The organism is Enterobacter sp. AG326, from assembly GCF_004362415.1.
In the GTDB taxonomy this organism is placed as follows: Bacteria; Pseudomonadota; Gammaproteobacteria; order Enterobacterales; family Enterobacteriaceae; genus Enterobacter; species Enterobacter asburiae.
In genome coordinates, this window is the sequence record NZ_SNXG01000001.1 from 915,504 (window position 1) to 940,853 (window position 25,350).

General features: G+C 57.9%; 19 protein-coding genes. 12 read left to right on the plus strand and 7 right to left on the minus strand.

What is annotated here, in order from left to right; all coding sequences use genetic code 11:
- Nucleotides 1-4: 4 nt before the first annotated feature.
- Nucleotides 5-1,147, plus strand: coding sequence for a porin OmpC (gene ompC, locus DFO52_RS04395; protein WP_133549454.1), 1,143 nt, complete (start codon nt 5-7; stop codon nt 1,145-1,147).
- A gap of 57 nt (nt 1,148-1,204) precedes the next feature.
- Here ompC and DFO52_RS04400 read toward each other — a convergent pair whose 3' ends face one another.
- Nucleotides 1,205-2,068 carry an N-acetylmuramic acid 6-phosphate etherase gene (locus DFO52_RS04400; protein ID WP_059346988.1) on the minus strand — a complete coding sequence of 288 codons (864 nt, stop codon included), beginning with the start codon at nt 2,066-2,068 and terminating at the stop codon, nt 1,205-1,207.
- Between the two features lie 164 nt (nt 2,069-2,232).
- Between DFO52_RS04400 and DFO52_RS04405 the strand changes: the two genes are divergently transcribed.
- The gene (locus tag DFO52_RS04405) at nt 2,233-3,849 is read left to right on the plus strand and encodes a sensor histidine kinase (protein ID WP_029742130.1); all 1,617 of its coding nucleotides are present in this window, start codon (nt 2,233-2,235) and stop codon (nt 3,847-3,849) included.
- Nucleotides 3,846-4,565, plus strand: coding sequence for a two-component system response regulator DcuR (dcuR, locus tag DFO52_RS04410; protein WP_032658686.1), 720 nt, complete (start codon nt 3,846-3,848; stop codon nt 4,563-4,565). The genes DFO52_RS04405 and dcuR overlap by 4 nt, the downstream gene beginning before the upstream one ends.
- Here the strand turns inward: dcuR and DFO52_RS04415 are convergent.
- Both DFO52_RS04415 and DFO52_RS04420 read right to left on the minus strand, forming a co-directional pair.
- Complete coding sequence (locus tag DFO52_RS04415) at nt 4,546-5,508, minus strand: FAD:protein FMN transferase (protein WP_133549456.1); 963 nt, start codon at nt 5,506-5,508, stop codon at nt 4,546-4,548. The genes dcuR and DFO52_RS04415 overlap by 20 nt on opposite strands.
- A 94-nt stretch (nt 5,509-5,602) precedes the next feature.
- A complete protein-coding gene (locus tag DFO52_RS04420) occupies nt 5,603-8,383 on the minus strand; it encodes a flavocytochrome c (RefSeq protein ID WP_133549458.1) in 2,781 nt (926 codons plus the stop codon).
- Nucleotides 8,384-8,988: 605 nt separating this feature from the next.
- Here DFO52_RS04420 and DFO52_RS04425 point away from each other — a divergent pair.
- The 4 genes from DFO52_RS04425 (at nt 8,989) to DFO52_RS04440 (ending at nt 14,581) form a co-directional block, all read left to right on the plus strand.
- A complete protein-coding gene (locus tag DFO52_RS04425) occupies nt 8,989-10,497 on the plus strand; it encodes an anion permease (protein ID WP_133549460.1) in 1,509 nt (502 codons plus the stop codon).
- Between the two features lie 53 nt (nt 10,498-10,550).
- Nucleotides 10,551-12,200 (plus strand): class I fumarate hydratase FumA, encoded by a 1,650-nt coding sequence (fumA, locus tag DFO52_RS04430; RefSeq protein WP_133549462.1) that lies wholly within the window; start codon nt 10,551-10,553, stop codon nt 12,198-12,200.
- Between the two features lie 282 nt (nt 12,201-12,482).
- Entirely contained in the window at nt 12,483-13,796 is a 1,314-nt protein-coding gene (locus tag DFO52_RS04435) for an MFS transporter (RefSeq protein WP_023336204.1), read from the plus strand.
- A complete protein-coding gene (locus DFO52_RS04440) occupies nt 13,793-14,581 on the plus strand; it encodes a substrate-binding domain-containing protein (RefSeq protein ID WP_133549464.1) in 789 nt (262 codons plus the stop codon). Before DFO52_RS04435 ends, DFO52_RS04440 begins: the two co-directional genes overlap by 4 nt.
- Here DFO52_RS04440 and DFO52_RS04445 read toward each other — a convergent pair.
- The 3 genes from DFO52_RS04445 to DFO52_RS04455 form a co-directional block, all read right to left on the minus strand.
- Complete coding sequence (locus DFO52_RS04445; RefSeq protein WP_029741698.1) at nt 14,556-15,455, minus strand: LysR family transcriptional regulator; 900 nt, start codon at nt 15,453-15,455, stop codon at nt 14,556-14,558. The genes DFO52_RS04440 and DFO52_RS04445 overlap by 26 nt on opposite strands.
- Before the next feature lie 92 nt (nt 15,456-15,547).
- Complete coding sequence (locus DFO52_RS04450) at nt 15,548-17,077, minus strand: cryptochrome/photolyase family protein (RefSeq protein WP_121932010.1); 1,530 nt, start codon at nt 17,075-17,077, stop codon at nt 15,548-15,550.
- The gene (locus tag DFO52_RS04455; protein WP_071789391.1) at nt 17,074-17,220 is read right to left on the minus strand and encodes a DUF2256 domain-containing protein; all 147 of its coding nucleotides are present in this window, start codon (nt 17,218-17,220) and stop codon (nt 17,074-17,076) included. The genes DFO52_RS04450 and DFO52_RS04455 overlap by 4 nt, the downstream gene beginning before the upstream one ends.
- A gap of 215 nt (nt 17,221-17,435) precedes the next feature.
- Here DFO52_RS04455 and mtfA point away from each other — a divergent pair, with 215 nt between their 5' ends.
- Complete coding sequence (mtfA, locus tag DFO52_RS04460) at nt 17,436-18,233, plus strand: DgsA anti-repressor MtfA (RefSeq protein WP_023312333.1); 798 nt, start codon at nt 17,436-17,438, stop codon at nt 18,231-18,233.
- Here the strand turns inward: mtfA and DFO52_RS04465 are convergent.
- The gene (locus DFO52_RS04465; protein WP_133549466.1) at nt 18,230-19,441 is read right to left on the minus strand and encodes an MFS transporter; all 1,212 of its coding nucleotides are present in this window, start codon (nt 19,439-19,441) and stop codon (nt 18,230-18,232) included. The two genes, mtfA and DFO52_RS04465, sit on opposite strands and share 4 nt — an antisense overlap.
- A gap of 138 nt (nt 19,442-19,579) precedes the next feature.
- On the opposite strand from DFO52_RS04465, the gene DFO52_RS04470 reads away from it, so the two are divergent.
- Genes DFO52_RS04470 through DFO52_RS04485 form a run of 4 tightly spaced genes read left to right on the plus strand, consistent with a single transcriptional unit; the run spans nt 19,580 to nt 25,330 of the window.
- Entirely contained in the window at nt 19,580-21,322 is a 1,743-nt protein-coding gene (locus DFO52_RS04470) for an IucA/IucC family protein (protein WP_133549468.1), read from the plus strand.
- Nucleotides 21,322-22,269 (plus strand): GNAT family N-acetyltransferase, encoded by a 948-nt coding sequence (locus DFO52_RS04475; protein ID WP_133549470.1) that lies wholly within the window; start codon nt 21,322-21,324, stop codon nt 22,267-22,269. The genes DFO52_RS04470 and DFO52_RS04475 overlap by 1 nt, the downstream gene beginning before the upstream one ends.
- Entirely contained in the window at nt 22,266-24,008 is a 1,743-nt protein-coding gene (gene iucC, locus DFO52_RS04480) for an IucA/IucC family siderophore biosynthesis protein (protein ID WP_133549472.1), read from the plus strand. Before DFO52_RS04475 ends, iucC begins: the two co-directional genes overlap by 4 nt.
- Nucleotides 24,005-25,330 (plus strand): SidA/IucD/PvdA family monooxygenase, encoded by a 1,326-nt coding sequence (locus DFO52_RS04485; RefSeq protein WP_133549474.1) that lies wholly within the window; start codon nt 24,005-24,007, stop codon nt 25,328-25,330. Before iucC ends, DFO52_RS04485 begins: the two co-directional genes overlap by 4 nt.
- Nucleotides 25,331-25,350 lie beyond the last annotated feature (20 nt).

Here is a 25,350-nt window from a genome sequence, read left to right on the forward strand (position 1 = left end):
TATAATGAAAAGAAAAGTTCTGGCAATTCTGGTACCCGCGTTATTAATGGCGGGCGCAGCCAATGCGGCTGAAATGTACAACAAAAACGGCAACAAAGTTGACCTGTACGGCAAAGTCGACGCGCGTCACACCTTCTCTGACAACCCCGGCGACGACGGCGACGAAACCTATGTGCAGGTTGGCTTCAAAGGCGAAACCCGGATCGCTAACGACCTGATCGGTTATGGCCAGTGGGAATACAAAACCTTCGCTAACAATACCGAGGGCGCGGGTGACAAATCGTTTAACCGCCTGGCGTATGCTGGCCTGAAATATGGCGAATACGGTTCATTTGATTATGGTCGTAATTATGGCGTCGTGTACGACGTTGAAGCCTGGACCGATATGCTGCCTGTATTTGGCGGTGACTCTTACACCTGGACCGATAACTTTATGAACGGTCGTGCTAACGGTCTGGCAACCTACCGTAACCAGGATTTCTTCGGTCTGGTTGAGGGTCTGAATTTCGCGCTGCAGTATCAGGGTGCGAATGAAGGCCAGGATGCAACAGAAGATCAGGAAGGCACGAAAAACGGCCATGACGATGTTCGTTTCCAGAACGGCGACGGCTTCGGTATGTCTACCTCCTATGACTTTGCTGGCGATCTCTCAGGCCTGAGTCTGGGTGCGGCGTACTCGTCTTCCGACCGTACTAACGAGCAGGTTGCTTACGGCAAAGCCGCGGAAGGCATAGGTTATGCGGGTGGCGATAAAGCTGAAGCCTGGACCGTGGGCGCAAAATATGATGCAAACAACGTTTACCTGGCGATGATGTATGCGGAAACCCGCAACATGACGCCAATCGGTAACGTTGGTATCGCTAACCAGACTCAGAACTTTGAAGCGGTTGCACAATACCAGTTCGACTTCGGTCTGCGTCCGTCCCTGGCATGGGTTTACTCAAAAGGTAAAGACCTGGACGGTAAAGGATTCAACCAGGATCTGGTTAACTATATCGACCTGGGCATGACCTACAGCTTCAACAAAAACTTCTCCACCTATGTTGATTACAAAATCAACATGCTGGACAACGATGAAGCTCTGTATGACGCATACGGTATTTCCACCGATGACATCGTTGGCGTAGGCATGACCTACCAGTTCTAATCCCCCAAAATATCAAAGGCCGCAATTGCGGCCTTTTTTATTTCTTCACTATCTTTACTACGGCGCTTCCTGCAGCGCCACGCGAATAAACCCGTTATTCTGCGCCAGCAGCTCATGGGCTTTCCATGCATCCAGCCCTGTCAGCACCATCAATACCGCCGTTTTACAGTTATGGTTACAGCTCGCCAGCGCAGCTTTTGCCTCGGCCCGTGTGCATCCCCCCGCTTCCATCACAATAGCGATTTGCCGTTCAGCCCATTTGGTCGCGCTTGCCTCAAGATCCACGCGCAGGTTGCTGTAAACCCGTCCGGTGCGGACGGCCAGCCCGGTGGCGATCATCGAGAGGATCATTTTTTGCGCGATCCCCGCTTTAGTGTTGATATAGCCTGCGACGACATCGGCCCCCAGCTCCGGAGCGATAACCATGCTTGCCAGCTGCGCGGCTTCGCTTTGCGCATCACCGGTAACAATGGCGACCGGTGAACCCAGCGACCACGCATGGCGCATTGCCCCCCAGACCCACGGCGTTTTTCCGCTGACGGTCACGGCCAGCATCATATCGTGTTCACCAAACTTGATGGCCTGCAGATCGGCAACGCCGCGCTCGTAGCTCCCTTCCCCTTCTTGTGCCGTAACGGCCATCACAGGGGTTTTGCCCGGCGCATATTCATCGGCAACCTGTTGCGCAACGCGCCCTGACGGCCCCGCGCCAACAAAGATCAGGCGACCACCGTGGCTGAGCGTCGCGGCGGCGTTGTCCACCACGCGGGCAATAGTATCTAAACAGGGGGTAATAGCAGCAGAAATGAGTGCATCATCCTGGTGAATGACTTTCAGCATGTCCAGCGTGGACAATCTATCAATATTCATCGTGCTGGCGTGCCGTCTTTCCTTGACCGAACCGGTAAGCATAACGCTCATAAACAGCCTCCTTATTATGAGTACCCACACACTATAAAGTGTTTTATATAGACGACCTGCGAGGAGGGTCACGAAAAGGGCACCAAATCCACGCCTTTACATGGCTTTAAGAAAAGCGCGTCATCGGCGATAATTACCCCTTTCTTAATTATCGCGGAGTGTTGATGAGCGATTTGCAGCCTTTCCTTACTACGCGCAAGCGCCCCATGAAGCTGAACACCCTGGTCACGCTGATGGTATGCGCGATTATTGCCTCTGTGCTGCTGGTGGTTTTTGCGCTCTACTCCGTGCAAATCACCCGGGCGACCCGCGATGATGTTAAAGATACGGCTCTGGGTATCGCCAGAACGCTGGCCAACAGCCCGGAGATCCAGCGCGGCCTGATGCAGCCACCCCAGGCGGATATCATTCAGCCCATCGCCAAAGCCGTCACCCAACGCAACGATCTGCTGCTCACCGTGGTGACCGACATGCGGGGTATTCGCTACTCGCACCCGAACGAAGCCCTCATCGGCCTGCACTTTATTGGCAATGACCTGGAGCCTGCGCTGGAAGGTAAAGAGAATGTCTCCGTAAACCGTGGCGCCCTCGCCGAAGCGCTTCGCGTCTTCACCCCCGTTTACGACAGCCAGCACGACCAGATTGGCGTGGTGGTGGTCGGTATCTCCCTCAAAAAAGTGGAAGATCAGATTGCCCGCGGGCGGCTAAACGCCGTCTGGACCATTTTGTTTAGTATTTTTATGAGCTCCATGGCGATTTGGGGTCTGGTACGGGTCCTGAAACGCATCCTGTTCGGACTCGAACCTTACGAAATTTCCGCCTTGTTCGAACAGCGTCAGGCGATGCTGCAGTCGCTTCGCGAGGGAGTGCTGGCCGTCGATATTCACGGGCGCGTGACGATGATCAACCAGACCGCCAGAGAAATATTGCTTCTCCCTTCCGGCAAGCAGACCGAAAACGCCAGCGCGCCCCTGCTGGCCAGCCTGCGTGAAGTCTCTAAGACGGGCGTCGCGCGCCAGGATCAGGAGATTAGCTGTAACGGGCGTCTATTGCTCTGCAATATGGTGCCCGTTAAAAGCCAGGATCGGGTGATCGGCGCCATCACCACCTTCCGTGATAAAACGGAAATCAGCCAGCTGATGCAGCGTATTGATGGCATGGTTAACTACGTCGACGCCCTGCGCAGCCATACGCACGAGTTTATGAATAAACTGCATGTGATCCTGGGCCTGCTGCACATGAAGCGCTACGACAAGCTGGAAGAGTACATCATCCAGACGGCGCATAATTACCAGACGGATATCGGTACGATACAGAGCAAGGTAAAATCCCCGGTTATTGCCGGGTTCCTGCTGGGTAAAATCAATCGGGCGAAAGAAGCGGGCGTCACCCTGACGCTGGCGGATGAATGCCAGATACCGGATACCGCGAGCGAAGAGCAGGTCGCGGTGCTGATCACCGTGCTGGGTAACCTCATTGAAAACGCGCTCGACGCGATGGAAGGACAGCAGGAAGGTGAGATCGGCCTGCTGCTGCATTATCAGAACGGCTGGCTCAGCTGCGAAGTCAGCGACGATGGCCCCGGCATTGATCCCGCTCAGCTTGAGGCTATTTTTACAAAGGGCTTCTCAACAAAAGGTGAAAACCGCGGCGTTGGGCTGTTCCTTGCTCGCCAGCAAATTCAGAACCTCGGCGGCGATATCACCGTCGAGTCTGAGCCAGGCGTATTTACCCAATTTTTTGTTCACATCCCCTGGGATAGCGAGAGGAATATCGCGTGATAAATGTATTAATTGTCGATGATGACGCCATGGTAGCCGACCTCAACCGTCTGTATGTCAACCGTGTTGAAGGTTTTAGCTGCTGCGGCGTCGCCTCCACGCTAAACCAGGCCGAGGCCATCATTAATAACCCCGGGCAGCCTGTCGATCTGGTGCTGCTGGATGTCTATATGCAGCAGGATAACGGGCTGGATCTGCTGCCCGTTATTCGCGCATCCGGTCGCCCAATCGATGTGATTATGATCTCGTCGGCTGCCGACGCCGCCACGATCCAGACCTCCATTCACTACGGCGTGGTGGATTATCTGATCAAGCCGTTCCAGTTCCCGCGCTTTGAAGAGGCGCTGAACGGCTGGAAGGCAAAGCACAGCCTGATGGGTTCGCACCAGTACTATGAGCAGGCCGACGTCGACCGGCTGATCCACGGCGGGGCGCCGGAACTGGCGGACAGTAAAAAGCTGCCGAAGGGGTTAACGCCGCAAACGCTGCGCACGATTTGCCAGTGGATTGACGCTCACCCGGAGACGGAGTTTTCTACCGATGACCTGGCCAACGCCGTCAATATCTCCCGCGTCTCCTGCCGTAAATACCTGATTTGGCTCGCGCAAATCAACATTCTGTTCACCAGCATTCATTACGGTGCCACCGGCCGTCCGGTGTATCGCTACCGTCTCCAGCCGGAGCAGACCGGCCTGCTCAAGCAATACTGTCAGTAACGCGGTAGTCGTTATCCAGCAGGGTAAAACGGAAGTGGTGCATCGATGAGATCACCACTTCTTTTGTTTTGGTCACAAAAATCGCTTCGATATCAGGACGAGAGCGCAGCACAGCGCAGCCCTTTTCAACGCCCATACCGTACATCAGCGTGGTCCAGATATCGCCGTCGATGGAGTCTTTCGAAACAATCGTCACGCTGTCCAGCTCATTGTCCAGCGGATACCCGGTGCGCGGATCGAGAATATGGTGATAGCGCCTGCCGTTTTGCTCAAAGTAGCGCTCGTAGGTTCCCGACGTCACAACGGACAGGTTCTCTACGGTCATCGTGCCAATCAGCGCGTCACCGGCGAACGGTTTTTTCAGCCCCACGCCCCAGCCCCCTTCCGGCGAGCCTAACGTCTGAATGTTTCCGCCGAGGTTGATCAGCCCCAGCTCAGCGCCCTCTTTACGAAGGTAATCACGCACCCTGTCGGCGATATAGCCTTTGGCAATGGCCCCCAGATCGATCTCCATCCCCGCTCTGGTCAAGAACACGCTGCTGCTGGCCTCATCAAGGAGGACATCTTCAGGACGGGTAATCGCCAGCAGCGACGCGATTTCCTCCGCAGGCGGAACGCTGTCGCCCTGAAAACCAATTTTCCAGCGCTTCACCAGCGGACCTATCGCCAGGTTAAAAGCGCTGTCCCTGAACAGGCTTGCCGCTTTTGCACAGCGGATCAGCTCAAAAACCGGCCGGCTGACGGTAACCGGATGCTGACCCGCCGCATGGTTGATGTCCATCACCTGCGAGTGCGCGCGGTTGACGGTAAGCAGATCTTCATACTGTTTGATCAGGCGAAACACGCGGGACGCGAGGGCTTCGTCGTGGGAGAAGAGTTTCAGGAGAATGGGCGAGCCCATCAGGACGGCGGAGTAGCTGTAAACGCGATGGCTATCAGGCATAGCATGAGTCCTCAGATGTAGCCCCGGCAGGCACCGCGCCGCCGGGGAAAATGCCGGATAGCGCTGCGCGTATCCGGCCTACAACACAGGGGTCTTACTGCTTTTTCGAACGCATAGCCGCCTGATGTCCTGCAAGCGTACCAAAAATAATGATATCTGCCACTGCGTTACCGCCGATACGGTTACCGCCGTGGATCCCGCCAACCACTTCACCGGCCGCAAACGCGCCTGGCAGCACGTTGTGGTTGCTGTCCAGCACGCAGGTTTCGGTGTTGATGGTCACGCCGCCCATGGTGTGGTGCACGCCCGGCGCAATCTGAATGGCGTAGAACGGCCCTTCGTTGATAGGCGCACGCAGCGCGGTGGTACGACCAAAATCGTCATCGTGCTGTTTCTCAACGAAACCGTTGTAACGTTCCAGGGTCGCGAGGAAAGCGTGGTAATCCATCCCCAGAGCCTCAGCCAGGGCTTTTGGCGAGCTGGCGCTGGTTACGAAACCTTTCGCGATATACTCATCCGCGGCTTTGTTTTTGGCACGTACGTGCTCGTCAAAGACGATGTATGCGTATTTCTCCGGCAGCGCGATGATTGACGCCGAGACCTTATCGCGGGTCGACATTTCGTTGTAGAAGCGTTCCCCTTTCTGATTGACCAGAATCGCCCCGCCGCCGCGAATGGATTCGGAAATCAGGTAAGAGGTGTTCTGCTCAACGGTTGGGTGAATTTGGATTTCGCCCATATCCACGGTACCCGCCCCGATGCGCTCCAGCAGCGCGATGCCGCCGCCGGTTGCCCCTTTGTGGTTGGTGGTGACAAAACCTTCCAGATCCGGACGGTATTTAACCACCATCTGGCTGTTGGCGCTGAAGCCGCCGGTGGCGACAATCACGCTTTTGGTTGCCACGGTGACGGTTTCGTTCTCTTCGGTAGTCAGGCGTACGCCGGTCACTTCGCCGTTCTCGAAGATGATGTCGCTGACGGAGGTATCCAGCATCACCTCGATGTTGCGTTTGTTGACGTTACGCACCAGGCCGCTGATGAGATAGCCGCCTACCGCTGAACCGTCTTTTGGACGGTGAGTACGGTCGATGCTCATCCCGCCGGTGGTGGTGATGTCGTTCAGCATGATGCCGCGCGTTGCCAGCCACTCAATTGCCTGCGGCGCGTTTTCGACGAAGCGACGCAGCAGTTCCGGGTTGTTCTTGTTGCCGCCGCCTTTCAGGCTTTCCTGATAGAACAGCTCTTTGCTGTCCTGAATGCCCTTCACGCGCTGGAAGCGGGTTTCGGCGGCGTTCATACCGGCTGAGGCTTTAATGGTGTTCCCGCCGATGGTCGGCATTTTCTCGACAATCAGCACGCTCGCGCCTTCGTCGTGAGCCTGGATCGCCGCCGCCAGACCGGCGCCGCCGCTGCCGACAACGACCACGTCTACGCTGCGGGTTTCGTTCGGGTCAACGCCCTCTTCCGCGGCCAGCGCTTTGCTGGATTTCAGCATCGCCTTAGAGACCGCTTTCTTCACCGCTTCACTCTGGCTGGTTGCGCCGGTGATGGCATCCACGTGCGGGGTGTTGGCATCCAGAATGCGGGTACGGATCTCTTCAAAGCTGGTCACAAACTCAACGTCTTCGCTCGGGCCGGAGGCCAGCTCGATGTCCGCAATGCGGTCGGTTTCCAGACTGACGTTGATCACCAGTTCGTTAGCGTCATCCTGCACTTTCTCAGCAAAAGTACCCGGCTTGAATTTGGATTCGCCCATGCTCATGTCGCGGATCATCGCTTCCACCAGCGAGAAGCGCCACAGCGGCTCAGGAATGCTCAACGCCTCGCGCTGGGTGCTGTCCATAAACAGCTCAAGGCTTTCGCCGGACGCGATGCGGTCGGTCCAGTCCGGGTAAGCGATAGTCGCGCGGCCAACGGCAATCAGGTCGTAACCGTGGTCCAGCGCCTCATTCACGTCTGAAGCATTCACCACGCCGCCCACGCCCATGACCGGAACCTGCGCCAGCGTTTCAGAACGCATCGCGCAGTATTTTTCGATAAGCGGAGTCGGGTCCTGGGTGTCGACAATGGAAGGACGCAGGGTCGCGCCGACGGAGAAGTGCAGATAGTCCACGCCGCGCGCCGCCAGTTTTTCCAGCAGGTACATGGTGTCGTCAAAGCGGATGCCCGGGACTTCCATCTCTTCAGGGGAGAAGCGGTAGCCAATAATAAACGCGTCGTCCGCGTACTGGCGCACCATTTTGTGGGTAATATCCAGCACGGCCAGCGGGAACTTCGCGCGGTTATCGCGGCTGCCGCCCCACTCGTCATCGCGCTGGTTTGAGTTTGGCGAATAGAACTGCTGAATCAGATAGGTGTTCGCCCCGTGGATTTCCACGCCGTCGAAACCGGCCTGGATGGCGCGGCGCACGGCCTCACCAAACTTGCCGATCATGCCTTCCACTTCTTCAGCGGTCAGCGCAACCGGCGTTGCGGCACCTTCACGCGGCGCGGCTACGGCGCTCGGGCCAACCGGGGTGCGGCCACCAATCAGTTTTGGGTCGACCATGCGGCCGCCGTGGTAGATTTGCAGCAGCGCCTTAGATCCTCTGGATTTAATGGCCTCTGCGATTTTCGCCAGCCCGGCAATTTTCTCATCATTATCAATACCGATGGCACCCGGGAAGGCGAGACCGAGATCGTCGACGAAGCAGCACTCCACAATGATGGTGCCAATGCTGCCGGAACGGGCCCGATAGTACTCCACTAGCTCGCTGGTGACGGTGCCGTCAAAATAGCCGGTACAGGTTGTCATAGGGGCCATTAACAAACGGTTTTTCAGTTCAGTACCATTCGGTAATGTGAAGGGGCTAAGAATGCGTTCGTTAGTGCTCATAATAGAAACTCCAAACTTTTAAAAATTAAGAATTCGTTATCGGATTGATTTTTTTATTTCGTCGTTATTTGCCGATGTCATGATATTAATATAATGATTTTTTTAGTTTCTAAAGTTATTACGTTAGTTAAAAAACTATTTAATCCCTGCGATAACACAAATAACACATTGGTGTTAGCGATTGTAATTCAGCCATTCACAATAATTTAAAATTCGTTAAATGATTAATGGTAAAACCAATTCTCCAATACAAAAACAAAGTTAATAAAAACAATAGATTACAAACACACCAAGATCTAATCTGTTAAAAAAATGATAAAAAATACGCGAAAAACAGGCAATAACCACATACGCCAGAGTGGTTATTAATAAAAGCATAAAAATAACGCTGCAATTCTGTTTTTTTGATCGCGATCAATAGTTATGGCATTCAAAAGCGCAATATAAAAACATCATCATTTTTTAATTTAGCGCACACAAAAACGCGTTAAATCACTATTACTGGAAAAACACGAACGCACCTTTAATAACTAAAAAAAGCAAAGAAACTTAAGAAAGTGTTTTTCCAGTGCGACCGAATTTTTGACAACTTAAGACGTGAAACTATGAATACAAAAACTGCTGTAACGCCCCCTGTGGCGAACCTGGCATCAAATGGAAACGCAAAACGATTGCTGATGATGGCGCTACCCGTCATCGTCGCCGTACTGCTGCTGTTTGTTCCCGTTCCTGAAGGCTTGCCGCCTTACGCATGGCACTACTTCGCCATCTTTGTCGGCGTGATCGTCGGTCTGATCTTCGAACCGCTGCCGGGTGCGGTGATCGGCCTGACCGGCGTGGTCGCCATCGCCCTGTGCAGCCAGTGGGTGCTGTTCAGCCCCGATCAGCTGGCTGACCCGAAATTCAAGCTGGCGGGCGCCTCCTTTAAATGGGCGGTGAGCGGGTTTGGTAACTCTACCGTCTGGCTGATTTTCGGTGCCTTTATGTTCGCCGCAGGCTATGACAAAACCCGCTTCGGCCGCCGTCTGGCGCTGATTCTGGTGAAGTACCTCGGCCGTCGCAGCCTGACGCTCGGTTACGCCATTACGTTTGCGGACCTGCTGCTGGCACCGTTCACCCCGTCCAACACCGCGCGCAGCGGCGGGACCATCTACCCGATTATCGCTAACCTGCCGCCGCTTTACGGTTCAAAACCGAATGACCCAAGCGCGCGTAAGATTGGTTCGTACCTGATGTGGGTGGCGATCACCGCGGCCTGTATCACCAGCTCAATGTTCCTCTCCGCCCTCGCGCCAAACCTGCTGGCCCTGGCGCTGGTGAAAAGTACGGTTGGGATTGATATCTCCTGGGGCACCTGGTTCCTCGCCTTCCTGCCGCTGGGTATCCTGCTGATTCTGGCCATGCCGCTGCTGGCCTACTGGTTCTACCCACCTGAAGTCAAAGTGAATAACGAAGTGCCGCTGTGGGCGACCCGCGAGCTGGAAAAACTCGGCAAACTGTCCCGCAATGAAATTCTGCTGCTGGTGTTCGTGTGCTGTGCGCTGCTGATGTGGATCTTCGCTGCCGCATGGATTGAGCCTGCCATGGCGGCCCTGCTCATCGTTGGTCTGATGCTGTGGACCGGCGTGCTGGAGTGGAACGATATCACCGGTAACAAAGCCGCATGGAACACCTTCGTCTGGTTCGCCACCCTGGTAGCACTGGCGGATGGCCTCTCCTCTACCGGCTTTATCAGCTGGTTAGGTAAAGAAGGCGGTCTGTTGATGAGCGGTATCTCTCCGGGCGTGGCGACCGTCGTCCTGCTGCTGGCGTTCTACCTGCTGCACTACCTGTTTGCCAGCACCACCGCGCACACCACTGCGCTGCTGCCAGCGATGCTGACCATCGCCTCCACCATCCCAGGCATGAATATGGAAGTGTTCGTTCTGCTGATGGTGACCTCGCTGGGCGTGATGGGGATCATCACCCCGTACGGTACAGGCCCAAGCCCGATTTACTACGGTAGCGGCTACCTGCCAACCAAAGACTACTGGCGCCTCGGCACCATCTTCGGTGCCATCTTCCTGGCGGCCCTGCTGCTGATTGGTTATCCGTGGATGTCCATGATGTTCTGATTCCTGACCGCCGGACTTCTCCTCCGGCGGTTTTATTTTTGTGGAGCAATACTATGTCGAATAAACCGTTTTTTTATCAGAACCCCTTCCCTCTTTCCCATGACGACACCGAATACTATCTGCTGACCAAAGAGCACGTCTCCGTTGCCGAATTCGAAGGCCAGGAAGTGCTGAAAGTGGAGCCAGAAGCGCTGACCCTGATGGCGCAGCAGGCCTTCCACGATGCCGCGTTTATGCTGCGTCCTTCCCATCAGAAGCAGGTTGCCGCGATCCTGAACGACCCGGAAGCCAGCCAGAACGACAAATACGTTGCCCTGCAGTTCCTGCGTAACTCTGAAATTGCCGCAAAAGGCGTGCTGCCAACCTGCCAGGATACCGGCACCGCTATCATCATGGGTAAAAAAGGCCAGCGCGTCTGGACCGGCGGCGGTGACGAAGCGGCGCTGAGCCAGGGCGTGTATAACACCTACATTGAAGATAACCTGCGCTACTCGCAGAATGCGGCGCTGGACATGTATAAAGAGGTGAATACCGGCACCAACCTGCCCGCGCAGATCGATCTCTACAGCGTGGACGGGGACGAATACAAATTCCTGTGCATGGCAAAAGGCGGCGGTTCTGCCAACAAAACCTACCTCTATCAGGAAACCAAAGCGCTGATCACCCCGGCGAAGCTGAAAAACTACCTGGTTGAGAAGATGCGCACCCTGGGCACTGCGGCCTGCCCGCCTTACCATATCGCATTTGTGATTGGCGGTACGTCAGCGGAAGCCACGCTGAAAACCGTAAAGCTCGCTTCCACGCGCTACTACGACGCGCTGCCGACGGAAGGCAATGAACACGGCCAGGCGTTCCGCGACGTACAGCTCGAACAGGAACTGCTCCAGGAAGCGCAGAACCTCGGCCTCGGCGCGCAGTTCGGCGGTAAATACTTCGCCCACGATATCCGCGTGATCCGCCTGCCGCGCCACGGCGCCTCCTGCCCAATCGGCATGGGCGTCTCCTGCTCCGCAGACCGCAACATCAAAGCGAAGATCAACCGCGACGGGATCTGGATTGAGAAGCTGGAACACAACCCGGGCCAGTATATTCCTGAATCACTGCGCCAGCAGGGCGAAGGCGACGTGGTGAGCATCAATCTGGACAAGCCGATGAATGAGATCCTGGCGCAGCTTTCCGCGCACCCGGTCTCTACCCGCCTGTCGCTGAACGGTACTATCATCGTGGCGCGCGATATCGCCCACGCGAAGCTGAAAGAGCTGCTCGACAATGGTGAAGAACTGCCGCAGTACGTCAAAGATCATCCGATTTACTACGCGGGCCCGGCCAAAACGCCGGAAGGCTACGCGTCTGGCTCGCTCGGCCCGACCACGGCGGGTCGTATGGACTCGTATGTGGACTTACTGCAATCCCACGGCGCGAGCATGATCATGCTGGCGAAAGGCAACCGCAGCCAGCAGGTAACCGACGCCTGTCATAAACACGGCGGCTTCTACCTGGGCAGCATTGGCGGCCCGGCAGCGGTGCTGGCGCAAAACAGCATTAAGAGCCTGGAATGCGTCGCGTATCCGGAGCTGGGAATGGAAGCCATCTGGAAAATTGAAGTCGAGAACTTCCCGGCGTTTATCCTGGTGGATGACAAAGGCAACGATTTCTTCCAGCAGATCCAGAACAAACAGTGCGCGGGTTGTTCACAGCGCTAGGTTGAGACAGGCCGGGTGGCGCAACGCTGCCCGGCAGTCGCAGTCAGACATGCGCCTGCGTCATGTCACAAAACCGTGATATCAGCCACTTAGCAAAAAGTGGTGAATAAAAAATCAATTAATTGTTAAGTTATTGTTGTCATTAATTGTATTTATCCCGCGAAGGCTATTCATGCAAAACGTGCATCAGCCGATGCGGCATTTGCGCTTATCTATTTCCTCAACCTGATCCAGTTTTCAAAAACAGACGCGTAAAACGTCAACAATAAACTGGAGATAACCATGTTTTCCTCAACCTCACCTGCAACCGTACGCTCGAAAGCGGGCGCCATACTTCGCGTGACGTCCGGCAACTTTCTTGAGCAGTTCGATTTCTTTCTGTTCGGCTTCTATGCCACCTACATCGCCCATACGTTCTTCCCGGCAAGCAGTGAATTTGCGTCGCTGATGATGACCTTCGCCGTCTTCGGCGCGGGCTTTTTGATGCGTCCCATCGGGGCCATCGTGCTTGGCGCGTATATTGACAAGGTTGGGCGCAGAAAGGGTCTGATCGTTACCCTTTCCATCATGGCGGCGGGGACGTTCCTGATTGTGCTTATCCCCTCTTATCAAAGCATCGGTCTGTGGGCGCCGCTGCTGGTGCTGACGGGCCGTCTGCTGCAGGGCTTTTCCGCCGGTGCAGAGCTTGGAGGCGTCTCGGTCTATCTGGCTGAAATCGCCACGCCGGGCCGCAAAGGGTTTTACACCAGCTGGCAGTCCGGCAGCCAGCAGGTCGCCATTATGGTCGCCGCGGCGATGGGCTTTGCCCTGAATGCCCTGATGGAGGAGAGCGCCATTCGCGAATGGGGCTGGCGCATCCCGTTCCTGTTCGGCTGTTTAATCGTGCCGTTTATCTTCTTCCTGCGCCGCAAGCTGGAGGAAACAGAAGAGTTCAGCGCGCGCCGCCATCATCTGGAGATGCGTCAGGTCTTTAAAACGCTGCTTGGCAACTGGCAGGTGGTGGTCGCGGGCATGCTGATGGTGGCGATGACCACCACCGCGTTCTACCTGATCACCGTCTACGCCCCCACCTTTGGCAAAAAGGTGCTGATGCTCAGCGCCTCGGACAGCCTGCTGGTCACGCTGCTGGTGGCGATTTCTAACTTCATCTGGCTGCCGGTGGGCGGCGCGCTGTCGGATCGCTTCGGGCGCAAGCCGGTGCTGATTGCCATGGCCCTGCTGGCGCTGGCGACCAGCTACCCTGCCCTGACGCTGCTGGCGAGCGCGCCCAGCTTTTCCATGATGCTGAGCGTACTGCTGTGGCTCTCCTTCCTCTACGGCCTGTACAACGGCGCGATGATCCCGGCCCTGACGGAGATTATGCCTGCTGAAGTGCGCGTGGCGGGGTTCTCTCTGGCTTACAGCCTGGCAACGGCGGTCTTTGGCGGCTTTACCCCGGTAATGTCCACCGCGCTGATTGAATACACCGGTGACAAAGCCTCGCCTGGCTACTGGATGAGTTTCGCTGCCGTGTGTGCCCTGCTGGCCACGCTCTACCTCTACCGCCGCCGCGCGGTATCGCTGCAAAACACCGTCAAGTCACAGGGGGCAGTATGAAACGCACTTATCGCTTTACCGCCAGCGCGCTGGTGCTGACGCTCCTGAGCGTTAATGCCTGTGCCCAGGACGTAAAGGTCATGATTTCAGGCGGCTTCAAGGCCGCCCTGGAAAAGCTGGCCCCGGACTATGAACGCCGGACCGGGGATAAAATCGTGATCATCCCCGGCCCCTCAATGGGCGCTACGCCGCAGGCTATCCCAAATCGACTGGCGCGCGGCGAGAAAGCCGACGTGGTGATTATGGTGGGCGATGCGCTGGAGAAGCTCGAAAAAGCCGCCCAGACCCAGCCGGGTTCGCGAACGGAACTCGCGGACTCCCCCGTTGGCATGGTGGTGAAAAAAGGTGCGGATGTCCCTGATATCAGCAGCGAGGCGGCTTTGCGTAAAACGCTGCTGCAGGCCAGCTCCATCGCCTACTCTGACAGCGCCAGCGGCAGGTACGTCAGCCAGACGTTGTTCAAAAAAATGGGGATCGAAAAAGAAGTGGCGGGTAAAGCGACAATGGTCGAGCGTATCCCGGTCGCCTCAGAAGTGGCGAAAGGAAAATACGCCGTCGGTTTCCAGCAGGTCAGCGAGCTGCTGCCGGTTCAGGGCGTCACCTTTATCGGGAAAATCCCGGATAATCTGCAGTACATCACGCGGTTCGCGGGTGCGGTCACCCGTCACGCAGAACATCCCGCGGAGGGGAAAGCGCTGTTGACCTATCTCGCCTCACCGCCCTCCAGGGCCGTCATCCAGAAAACGGGGATGATCCCCGTTACGTCCGCCGATACTGCTCGGTGATCTGTTTTTCCAGTTCAGCCGCAATGTAGGACTGGATACGCCCCCGGCGCCGGATAAGCCCCACGGTGCGTTTCACTTCCGGCGCCACCAGCGGCAGATGCGTCAGCAGCGTGTGCTCTGACGTCGGCATCGACATGGCGGGAACGGCAGCAATGCCGATCCCCGCCTCTACCATGCCGAGCATCGTGGTAACGTGGCGCGTTTCGCAGACGCTCGGGCGTTCGGGAACGATATCCCCCAGCATCCGATCGAGCAGGTTACGGTTACCTGACGTTTTATCGAGGGAGATATAATCCTGCTGGTAAAAGGCCTGCCACGTCAGATGATTCTTCTGCGCCAGCGGGTGATCCTTTCGGCACGCTGCAACATAGACATCCTCCACCAGCGGGAAAAATTCGATTTCAGACGGCAGGTTTCCTGCGAAGCTGATGCCAAAATCCGCCTGGCTTCGGGCCACGGCGTCAATCACATTCCCCGCGCTGCTGTCGATGAGCTTAATGCGCACGCGCGGATAGCGAGACTGAAAACGACGGATCACATCGGGCATAAAGTAACAGGCCGCGGAAGGGACCGTGGCAACCGTGATCAGGCCCGTCCGCTCTTCGCTGACTTTATCAACATCCGCCAGCATTGACTCAACGTTGTCGAGCAGCTGCGCGGAGCGTTCAGCAAAGTTTTGCCCGTATAACGTTAAGGCCACGCGGCGGGTGGTACGGTCAAACAGCCGGTTTCCCAGCGCGGCTTCCAGCTTTTCAATCCTGCGGCTCAGCGCCGACTGGGATAAGCAGATAGATTCAGCAGCGACACGGAAGTTACCGTATTCCACTAACGCTCTGAAAGCATAAAGATCGTTAAGGTCAAAATTCACGGGCATAGCGTCTGGATGTCCTGTCAGGGAATGCGCAGCAAAGTCAAAAATAATAGCGTCTTATTGACCCACCGCAACCGGCGCGTTGTTGAAATACGTCAAAGCTCGTTGAGATTCAGGCGAACATACCCGGCGCGATCGGCAATGGCCTGCCGCTCCTCTTCCTTCATGTCCGCAAGCTGTTTAAAAACGATGCCCAGGCGGGGATTGTTACCCAGACGCGCCTGGTTGCGCGCAAAGAAATCCCAGTAAAGGGCATTGAAGGGACACGCCAGCTCTCCGGTACGCTGGCTGTGCTGATACCGGCACCCCTGACAGTAGTTACTCATCTTATGAATGTACGACGCGCTCGAGACGTAGGGCTTGCTGGCCAGTAACCCGCCATCGCCAAACTGGCTCATCCCGAGGGTATTGGGCAGCTCCACCCATTCAAAGGCATCAATGTAGACACCCAGATACCATTCATGAACCGCCTGCGGCGACAGGCCGCTGAGCAGGCTAAAGTTCCCGATGACCATCAGGCGCTGGATATGGTGGGCGTAAGCCTCGGTGAGCGACTGCCCAATCGCATGCGCCAGGCAGCGCATCTGCGTCCTGCCGGTCCAGAACCAGTCCGGCAGCGGCGCGTGCTGGTCTAAGGCATTCAGTTCCCGATAGCCCGGCATCTGCGACCAGTAGATCCCACGCACGTACTCCCGCCAGCCGAGAATTTGTCGGATAAACCCTTCAACGGCTGGCAGCGGCGCATGGCCCGAACGCCATGCCTGCTGGGCGGCAGCCACCACTTCCCGCGGATTGAGCATTTTGGTGTTCAGCGCGAATGAAATTAACGAGTGGAAAAGAAAAGGCTCCTCAGCGTGCATCGCGTCCTGCCAGGCGCCGAAATGGGGGAGCACGTAAGCGATAAATTCATCCAGCCTGGCTTTGGCTTCCGAACGGTTGAGCGGCCAGCGAAAATTCCCGGCCTGCGGTTCGCCGAAGGTGTTTACGCCGCAGCGCTGGATCTCAACCCATAAGGCTGAATAATCATGGAGCGGACGCGAATCCTCCGGCGCGGGCGGTTCGCCGGACCAGCGCCTGCGGTTTTCGGCATCAAAATTCCATTTTCCCCCTTCCGGCTCGCCTTCTGAGGTTAACAGTATGCCGTGCTGACGACGCATTTCCCGGTAAAAGTACTCCATTCGCCAGCTTTTGCGCGTCGCAAAGAACGCGCTCACCTGTTCACGGGTGGTGAAGAAATGCTCGCTGCTGACGCAGGCCGTTTCGACTGAAGCCGCTTTCGCCCACGCCTGCAGCTGCGTATCCAGGCGCCATTCGTCGGGCTCCTGCCATATCACCCTGTCGGCGCCGTAATGCGCGACAAGCGCGTTGAGATTGTCTTCCAGCGCGCCGCGGTTTGAGCCGTCAGAGAGCCGGACATACCTCACCCGATGCCCCTTCTCCTTTAACGCAGAGGCAAACGCGCGCATGGCCGCAAAAATGGCGATCACTTTCTGAGCGTGGTGAAGCACGTACGCCGTTTCTGCCCGCAGCTCCAGCATCACGTAAATGACATTCGGATTGCAGGCATCAAACCAGCTGTGGTGCGGATTAAGCTGATCGCCGAGGATCAGGCGCAGTTCGGTCAACGGTGGCTCCTGCGACAGCGCTCAGAACAGTATTTAACCTCATCCCAACATTTCGCCCATTTTTTGCGCCACGTCATGGGACGCTGGCAGTGCGCGCACGCTCGACTGGGCAGGTTCTGCTTGTTACCTTTGAAATCGCTCATCTTTTCAATACCGTACTGATTTCTTCACTGAACCTGTGGGTTAAGGCTACGACAGACTTCACAAAATGAAGGTGATGCCCGTAAACCGCTACCCACCGCTACGTACGAATGATAGTTTATTCAGGCTGGAATTGTCGCAGTGAGCGATTTTTTGGCATCTTAACCAAACCTGACTTTCCCATTTTTGTTCAAGTGACGAGTTTGCGAGCAAAGCGATGATAAAGTGGCCCTGGAAAACGAATGAAGCTGGCCGGGATATGGCGCTGCCATGGGATGACGCGCTGACGATCCCTGTTCTGGCTAATCTTAAGCCGGATGAACAAGCGAAACTGGTTCAGCTGGCGGATCGTTTTTTACAGCAAAAACGCCTGGTTCCACTACAGGGTTTCGAACTCGATCCCCTGAAAAACGCGCGCATCGCCCTGCTTTTCTGTCTGCCGGTGCTTGAGCTCGGCATTGAGTGGCTGGACGGTTTCCACGAGGTGCTTATCTATCCCGCGCCGTTCGTGGTGGATGACGAATGGCAGGACGATATCGGGCTGGTGCACAACCAGCGCGTGGTGCAGTCCGGACAAAGCTGGCAGCAGGGGCCGATTATCCTGAACTGGCTCGACATTCAGGACTCGTTCGATGCGTCCGGTTTTAATCTGGTTATCCATGAAGTGGCGCATAAGCTCGATACCCGCAACGGCGATCGCGCCAGCGGAGTACCGCTGATCCCGCTTCGCGAGGTGGCGGGCTGGGAGCACGATCTGCACGCGGCGATGGATAACATTCAGGATGAAATAGACCTGGTCGGCGAAAGCGCGGCCAGCATTGACGCCTATGCGGCAACCGACCCGGCCGAGTGCTTTGCGGTGCTGTCGGAGTATTTCTTCAGCGCGCCCGAGCTCTTCGCGCCCCGCTTCCCGGCGCTGTGGCAGCGTTTCTGCCAGTTTTATCAGCAGGATCCCCTGCAGCGTCTGCGGCAAAATGAGGAGTCTGGCGGCCATTCCTCCCGCCAGATCCATTAAGGCTTTTCAGAAGGGGTCCGCTCGGTTGACCGTACCCCTATGCTCAACGCTAAAAACAGCACTGCCATTCCCCATGCGGCCACCGTCAAAGACTGCTCGCCGTAAAAGCGCGTCACCACGGGCACCAGCAGCGCGCTGACGCCGTAGCCTAACGTGTGGCTGGTGGCGATGACGCCCGCCCCTTTTCCGGTGGTCAACCTGTCGTTCAGCAGCAGCTGGTAGCCCGGCGTGGCCATCGCCGCCCCGAGTGACGTGATAACAATCCCCACGTAGAACAGTGTTAAACCCGCGACGGTCATCAGCCCAAGCCCGGCCACCATCAGCACCGCCGCGATGCAGAGCAACGTCACCGGGGTGAAATGCTGCGGGCGGACCACCAGAAACTGCGCCGCGAGCGTGGCCAGCGCGGCCAGGCTCAGCAGAAGCGCAACGTGATGGCTGATGTCCCGGGCGTTGCCCTCCAGCAGGGGGCTAAGATGCGGTGACAGTCCAAGCTGCATCAGGCTCACCAGCGCCGCCAGCAGCAGCGCCAGCAGCAGGAACGGCAGCATGGAGGCCTGCAGGCGGGTCGCCTGGTGCGCCACCGGCGGCAGCGGCGGGTCTGCGACTTCGCGAATAACCAGCAGCAGGGCGATTAACGGCGCGATCGCCATCAGCCAGAGCGGCGCCACCGGGCTGACGCTGAGCATCAGCGCCGCCAGCGGCGGGCCGAGCAAACGTCCGCAGCTGAGGCCGGAGCTTATCGTCGCCAGCGCCGCCATTCTCTTCTCCAGCCCCGCACGCTGAATAGCCCACGTCTGGGCCGCAGGCACCAGCCCCGAGACCGTCAGTCCGTAGAGCAGGCGCGAGAGGATCAGCCCCGCCAGTCCCCAGTAAGTATCCAGCCTTCCGGCCGCCATCGCCCAGACCACCAGCGCCATGACGACGAAACTGGCCAGATAGCCGCTCAGCGAGGCCACCATCACGGCCTTACATCCCCGCCGCTCGCTCTGGCGTCCCCACCAGGGCGAGGCCGGTAAAAAGAGCATGGATCCGAACATCAGCAGGCCGGCCCAGACCGAGAGCGACAGCCCGGTCTGGGTCACCAGCTGCGGGAGCATCACCAGCAGGCCGTTTTGCCCGATACCTAATAAACCCGCACATAACGCCAGGGGCCAGTTGGCTTTTGAGGTGACGTTTTCGGTCAATGTTTCTGAGTCAGCGCGCATGAGAATGTGAACATAGTGTCAATAAATGTGTGGAAATCATGAAGTTTATGAAAACAAATATTGCAAAAATGGTTGCGACTGTAAACAGAATGAATATCATAACGAGAATTATTATCAATCATGGAATGAGGTACATCTATGCGTGCTCTGCCCCGCTCTGCCGGTACAGACGTTGCAGCCCAGTGTTTTTTAAACGCCCTGTTGCGCGAAACGAAGGACTGGCGCTATCTCCCCGCTACCGCTGCGGATGCGTTACCGAACATTCATATCCCGCTGTCACAAACCCAGGCGCTTCGGGTTCCGGTACGCTATTTCTCTCCCACCCAGCATCATCAGTACCGTTTCCCGGCAACGCTTATTCAAAGCAACAGTGATGACGGTGACACCGTCACACTTGACCAACTGGTTGATTTAATTCTTGAAAAAACGTCAGTAAAAGGCTCGCTGGATGCCGATACGCTGGCGCGTTTTAAGCAGCGCGTTCTCGAAAGCCATGCGCACACATGGCAGGCTATCGATCTGCGCCACGGCTGGGCAAACCTGCGCGATAAGCCGCTGACGTTTGCCGACGCGGAACAGGCGCTGCTGGTCGGCCACGCGTTTCACCCGGCGCCAAAATCCCACGAGCCGTTCAGCGAAACCGAGGCGCGTCGCTATTTGCCCGATTTCGCCTCCCGCTTCCCGCTGCGCTGGTTTGCCGTTGAGAGCACGCTCGTTGCCGGCGACAGCCTGAACGTCTCCCTGCGCGAGCGTCTGCTGCGCTTCGCGGCCCAGAGCGCGCCTGAGCTGCTCGGCCACTTCACCGACACCCGCTGGCTGCTGCCGATGCATCCGTGGCAGGCCGACTATCTGCTGGAGCAGGACTGGTGCCAGCGTCTGGCGGAAAACGGTTCATTGCAGGATCTGGGCGAAGCGGGCGCGCAGTGGCTGCCCACCAGCTCCTCCCGCTCGCTGTACAGCGAAACCAACGGCGACATGATTAAGTTCTCCCTCAGCGTGCGCCTGACCAACTCCGTGCGCACGCTGTCGGTCAAAGAGGTTAAGCGCGGAATGCGCCTGGCGCGCCTGGCGAAAACAGAACGCTGGCAAGAATTACAGTCACGCTACCCGACCATGCGCGTGATGCAGGAAGACGGCTGGGCGGGGCTGCGTGACGAAAGCGGCGCTATTCAGGAAGAGAGCCTGATGGCCCTGCGCGTCAACCTGCTGTTCGATACCCCCGAAACGCAAACCAACGTACTGGTGAGCCTGACCCAGGCCGCGCCGGACGGCGGCGACAGCCTGCTGGCCTCCGCGGTGCGCCGTCTGAGCCAGCGTCTGGAATTACCGCTCGCCCAGGCCGCCCGCTGCTGGCTGGACGCCTATTGCGACCGCGTGTTGCTCCCGCTGTTCAGCGCCGAGGCGGACTACGGTCTGGTCCTGCTGGCGCACCAGCAAAATATCCTCGTTGAGATGCAGCAGGATTTCCCCGTCGGGCTGATCTACCGCGACTGCCAGGGCAGCGCGTGGACCGAAGGAGCCGACGGGTGGCTGAAAGAGGCGGGCGAAACGGAGGTGGAAAACCGCTTCGGTGAGAGCCAGCTGCTGCGCTACTTCCCTTATTACCTGCTGCTGAACTCTACCCTTGCCGTCACCGCCGCCCTCGCCGCCGCCGGTTTTGACAGCGAGGAGAACCTGATGTCCCGCGTGCGCGACGCGCTGACGGAACTGCGCAAGACGGCAAAGCAGACCCGCTGCCTCGACTACGTCCTCGACAGCCCGACCTGGAACTGCAAAGGCAACTTCTTCTGTTACCTGCACGATCGCAATGAAAACACCATCGCCGATCCGGCGGTGATCTATTTCGACTTTAGCAACCCGTTTTACAAGGAGAAGGCGTAATGGCAATCGCGAATATCGTCCATTCCGGCTACGGCTTTCGCTGCACCGCAACGGATCGCGCGCTGCCGCTGACGTTGGGTCTCGACGGCAGCGCGGTGCTGGAGCGTCTGAGGGGGATCCCGGACGGCTGGCTGGTCGAAGCCCTCGATCAGCTGTTTGTTGCCGCACCCGCGCTGACCGGCATTACCCTGCCCTGGGCGACCTGGCAGGATGAACCCCAGGCGCAGGCGCTGTTTAGCCTGGCTCACGGGGACTATCTGGCACGCGAAACCTTCTGGCAGCTGCCGCTGTGGCTGAAAGGCGAACAATCACGAGCCAGCGGCGGGATGCAGTTTGATGAGAGCCGTCAGCTGTATTTCCCGCTGCGTCCTCACCGCCCGCAGGGCGAAGTGTACCGTCGTTACGATCCGCAAATTAAGCGCACCCTCAGCTTCCGCGTAGCCGACGTGGCGATGGACGGCGAGCGCTTTACCCAATGGATGAACAACCCGCGCGTGAACGCCTTCTGGGAGATGGCGGGCCCGCAGGCCGAGCAGGAAAGCTACCTGCGCCGTCAGCTTGACTCGACCTACTGCTACCCGGTTATCGGCTGCTTCGACGACCAGCCGTTCGGCTATTTTGAACTCTACTGGGCGGCGGAAGACCGCATTGGCCGCCACTACCGCTGGCAGCCGTTTGACCGCGGCCTGCACATGCTGGTGGGCGAAGAGAACTGGCGCGGCGCGCAGTACATCCGCAGCTGGCTGCGCGCCCTGAGCCACTATCTGTATCTCGATGAACCGCGCACCGCGCGCATCGTAGCCGAGCCGCGCTTCGACAACCAGCGCCTGTTCCGCCACCTGGCCTCCGCCGGTTTCGACACGGTGAAAGAGTTCGACTTCCCGCACAAGCGCTCGCGCCTCATCATGAGCAAGCGCCACCGCTTCTTCAGCGAGGTGGAACTGTGAACGCGCTCTGGCAGAAAGTGAACCGCGAGATGGTGGCGAAGATCCTCGCCGAGCTGGAATACGAACGCACCCTGCGCGCTGAGCCGGTTTCGTCGGACGGCTGGCGCATCAGCATGGGCAACGAGTCCTGGCAGTTTCGCGCCGCGCGCGGGATCTGGGGCTGGCTGCATATCGACCCGAACAGCCTGATCGCCGCCAGCGGCGATGCCGTCGAAGCGGAAAGCGCGCTGCTGCAGCTGGCGACGGTGCTGGAGATGAGCGACGCGCAAACGGCAGAGCACATGGAAGATCTCTACGCCACGCTGCGCGGCGACATGCAGCTCCTACAGGCGCGTGAAGCGCTGGACGCGGACGCGCTGATCCACCTCGACCCGGACGAATTACAGTGTCTGATGAGCGGTCACCCGAAGTTTATTTTCAACAAAGGCCGCCGCGGCTGGGGGCTGGACGCGCTGCGCCAGTACGCGCCCGAGTATCGCGGACGTTTTCGTCTGCACTGGGTTGCCGTTCAGCGGAAACATCTGGTCTGGAGCAGCGACGCCGATTGCGATATCAACGCTCTGTTGGCGAGCGCCATGGACAACGCCGAGCGCGCCCGCTTTGACGCCCGCTGGCAGGCGCTGGGTCTCAACGACGGCTGGCTGCCGGTGCCGCTGCACCCGTGGCAGTGGCAGCAGAAGATCGCCATTCATTTCCTGGCGCAGTTGGCGCGCGGAGAGATGGTTGAGCTGGGCGAATTTGGCGACGAGTATCTGGCGCAGCAGTCCCTGCGCACGCTCACCAACGTCAGCCGTCGCGCGCCGTATGACATCAAGCTTCCGCTGACCATCTACAACACCTCCTGCTATCGCGGCATTCCGGGCAAGTACATTGCCGCCGGGCCGCTGGCCTCGCGCTGGCTTCAGCAGCAGTTTGCCACCGACGCCACGCTTGCCCGCTCCGGTGCGCAGGTGCTTGGCGAACCCGCCGCCGGCTATCTGTCGCATCCGGTTTACGCCGCGTTGCCGAAAGCGCCCTACCGCTATCAGGAGATGCTGGGGGTGATCTGGCGCGAGAACCCGTCCTGTTATTTAGAGGACGGTGAGCAGGCGGTGCTGATGGCGGCGCTGATGGAAACCGACAATGCAGGGCGCCCGCTGATCGACGCGTGGATTAAACGCTCGGGGCTAAGCGCCGACGCGTGGCTGGAAAAGCTGTTTGAGGCAACGGTGATCCCGTTCTATCACCTGCTCTGCCGCTACGGCGTGGCGCTGATCGCCCACGGCCAGAACGTGACGCTGGTGATGAAGGATTACGTCCCGCAGCGCATCCTGCTGAAAGATTTCCAGGGCGATATGCGCCTGGTGGATGAGGATTTCCCGCAGGCGCAGAGCCTGCCGGAGCAGGTGAAGGCCGTCACGGCGCGCCTGAGCGCGGATTACATTATTCACGACCTGCAAACCGGTAACTTTGTGACGGTGCTGCGCTTTATCTCGCGCCTCACGCTGCAAAGCGGCGTCAGCGAAACGCGCTTCTACCAGATTCTGGCCGGAGTATTACGGGGTTATATGGCGGCGCACCCGGATCTGGCAGAACGCTTCGCCAAATTCGATCTTTTCAAGCCGCAGATTATTCGCGTGATCCTCAACCCGGTCAAACTGACCTTCTCCGAACACGACGGCGGCAGCCGCATGCTGCCGAACTACGTTACCGACCTCGATAACCCTCTTTTTCTCGCCTCCCGGGAGTCAGCGCAATGAAAACCTATGATTTCATCGGCATTGGTATTGGCCCGTTTAACCTCAGCATCGCCGCTCTGGCCGAAGGGCTGGACGGCTTTAGCTCGCTGTTCCTTGAGCGTAAACCGCATTTCTCCTGGCACCCGGGGATGATGGTGCCGGACTGCCACATGCAGACCAGCTTCCTGAAGGATCTGGTCAGCGCCGTGGAGCCAACCAACCGCCACAGCTTCCTGAACTACCTGGTGCAGCGCAAAAAGTTCTATCGCTTCCTGACCACCGAGCAGCGCACCGTCTCCCGCGAAGAGTTTGCGGACTACCTGTGCTGGGCGGCGGAAAACCTCACCAATCTGTCCTTCAGCCAGCAGGTACAGCAGGTGAGCTTTGATGATAAAAGCGGCCTGTTTGAGGTGATGACCCAGCGCGACCGCTTCCTGGCGCGCCACGTCTGCGTGGGGATTGGCAAACAGATCAACCTGCCTGACTGCGTTACCGTGCAGGACGATACCTGCTTCCACGCCAGCGAGATGATGCTCCGCACGCCGGATCTTGCGGGCAAGCGCGTCACCGTGGTCGGCGGCGGCCAGAGCGGGGCCGACCTGTTCCTGAATATCTTCCGCGGCGAATGGGGTCAGCCGCTGAGCCTGAACTGGGTATCGCGCCGCAATAACTACAACGCGCTGGATGAAGCCGCCTTTGCCAATGAGTATTTCACGCCGGAGTACGTGGACAGCTTCTCCACGCTCGGTGAAGAGGCCCGTCGGCAGATGCTGCACGAGCAGAAGATGACCTCCGACGGTATCACCACCGAGTCCCTGCTGGCGATTTACCGCGCCATGTACCACCGCTTCGAAGTGCTGCGTGAAAAACCCTGGGCGCATCTCCTGCCGTCCCGCTCGGTGACGTCTCTGACGCACCAGGAAAACGGACATCGTCTGAGCATTCAGCATCACCTCGACGGCGGCCGCGAGCAGCTGGAGAGCGACGTGACGATCTTCGCCACCGGCTACCGCGCCGTTCAGCCCGCGTTCCTCGCGCCGCTGTCTCATCGCCTGCATCTGGATACGGACGAAGCCTTCTGCATCAACAACGATTTCACTCTCGAATGGGACGGACCGCAGAGCAACCGCCTGTTCGCAGTGAATGCCGGGATGCACCGTCTCGGCATTGCCGAACCCCAGCTCAGCCTGATGGCCTGGCGCGCGGCGCGAATTCTTAATCGCGCGCACGCCGACGAGCCGTTTGAGCTGGCCACCACCCCCGGCGTTATCCACTGGCGCACCACCGCCAGCCCGGACAGCAGCCCGGTTGTTAAATCATTAGCAAAAACCACCGAGTACTGACACACACAATCAGGATCAAC

Coding starts and splice junctions, on each gene's coding strand:
- DFO52_RS04475 (WP_133549470.1), top strand. CDS start 21,322: ATGGCAATCGCGAATATCGTCCATTCCGGCTACGGCTTTCGCTGCACC.
- ompC (WP_133549454.1), top strand. CDS start 5: ATGAAAAGAAAAGTTCTGGCAATTCTGGTACCCGCGTTATTAATGGCG.
- fumA (WP_133549462.1), top strand. CDS start 10,551: ATGTCGAATAAACCGTTTTTTTATCAGAACCCCTTCCCTCTTTCCCAT.
- DFO52_RS04445 (WP_029741698.1), bottom strand. CDS start 15,455: ATGCCCGTGAATTTTGACCTTAACGATCTTTATGCTTTCAGAGCGTTA.
- DFO52_RS04465 (WP_133549466.1), bottom strand. CDS start 19,441: ATGCGCGCTGACTCAGAAACATTGACCGAAAACGTCACCTCAAAAGCC.
- DFO52_RS04435 (WP_023336204.1), top strand. CDS start 12,483: ATGTTTTCCTCAACCTCACCTGCAACCGTACGCTCGAAAGCGGGCGCC.
- DFO52_RS04485 (WP_133549474.1), top strand. CDS start 24,005: ATGAAAACCTATGATTTCATCGGCATTGGTATTGGCCCGTTTAACCTC.
- DFO52_RS04470 (WP_133549468.1), top strand. CDS start 19,580: ATGCGTGCTCTGCCCCGCTCTGCCGGTACAGACGTTGCAGCCCAGTGT.
- DFO52_RS04425 (WP_133549460.1), top strand. CDS start 8,989: ATGAATACAAAAACTGCTGTAACGCCCCCTGTGGCGAACCTGGCATCA.
- DFO52_RS04400 (WP_059346988.1), bottom strand. CDS start 2,068: ATGAGCGTTATGCTTACCGGTTCGGTCAAGGAAAGACGGCACGCCAGC.
- DFO52_RS04415 (WP_133549456.1), bottom strand. CDS start 5,508: ATGCCTGATAGCCATCGCGTTTACAGCTACTCCGCCGTCCTGATGGGC.
- DFO52_RS04455 (WP_071789391.1), bottom strand. CDS start 17,220: ATGAGCGATTTCAAAGGTAACAAGCAGAACCTGCCCAGTCGAGCGTGC.
- DFO52_RS04405 (WP_029742130.1), top strand. CDS start 2,233: ATGAGCGATTTGCAGCCTTTCCTTACTACGCGCAAGCGCCCCATGAAG.
- DFO52_RS04420 (WP_133549458.1), bottom strand. CDS start 8,383: ATGAGCACTAACGAACGCATTCTTAGCCCCTTCACATTACCGAATGGT.
- DFO52_RS04440 (WP_133549464.1), top strand. CDS start 13,793: ATGAAACGCACTTATCGCTTTACCGCCAGCGCGCTGGTGCTGACGCTC.
- mtfA (WP_023312333.1), top strand. CDS start 17,436: ATGATAAAGTGGCCCTGGAAAACGAATGAAGCTGGCCGGGATATGGCG.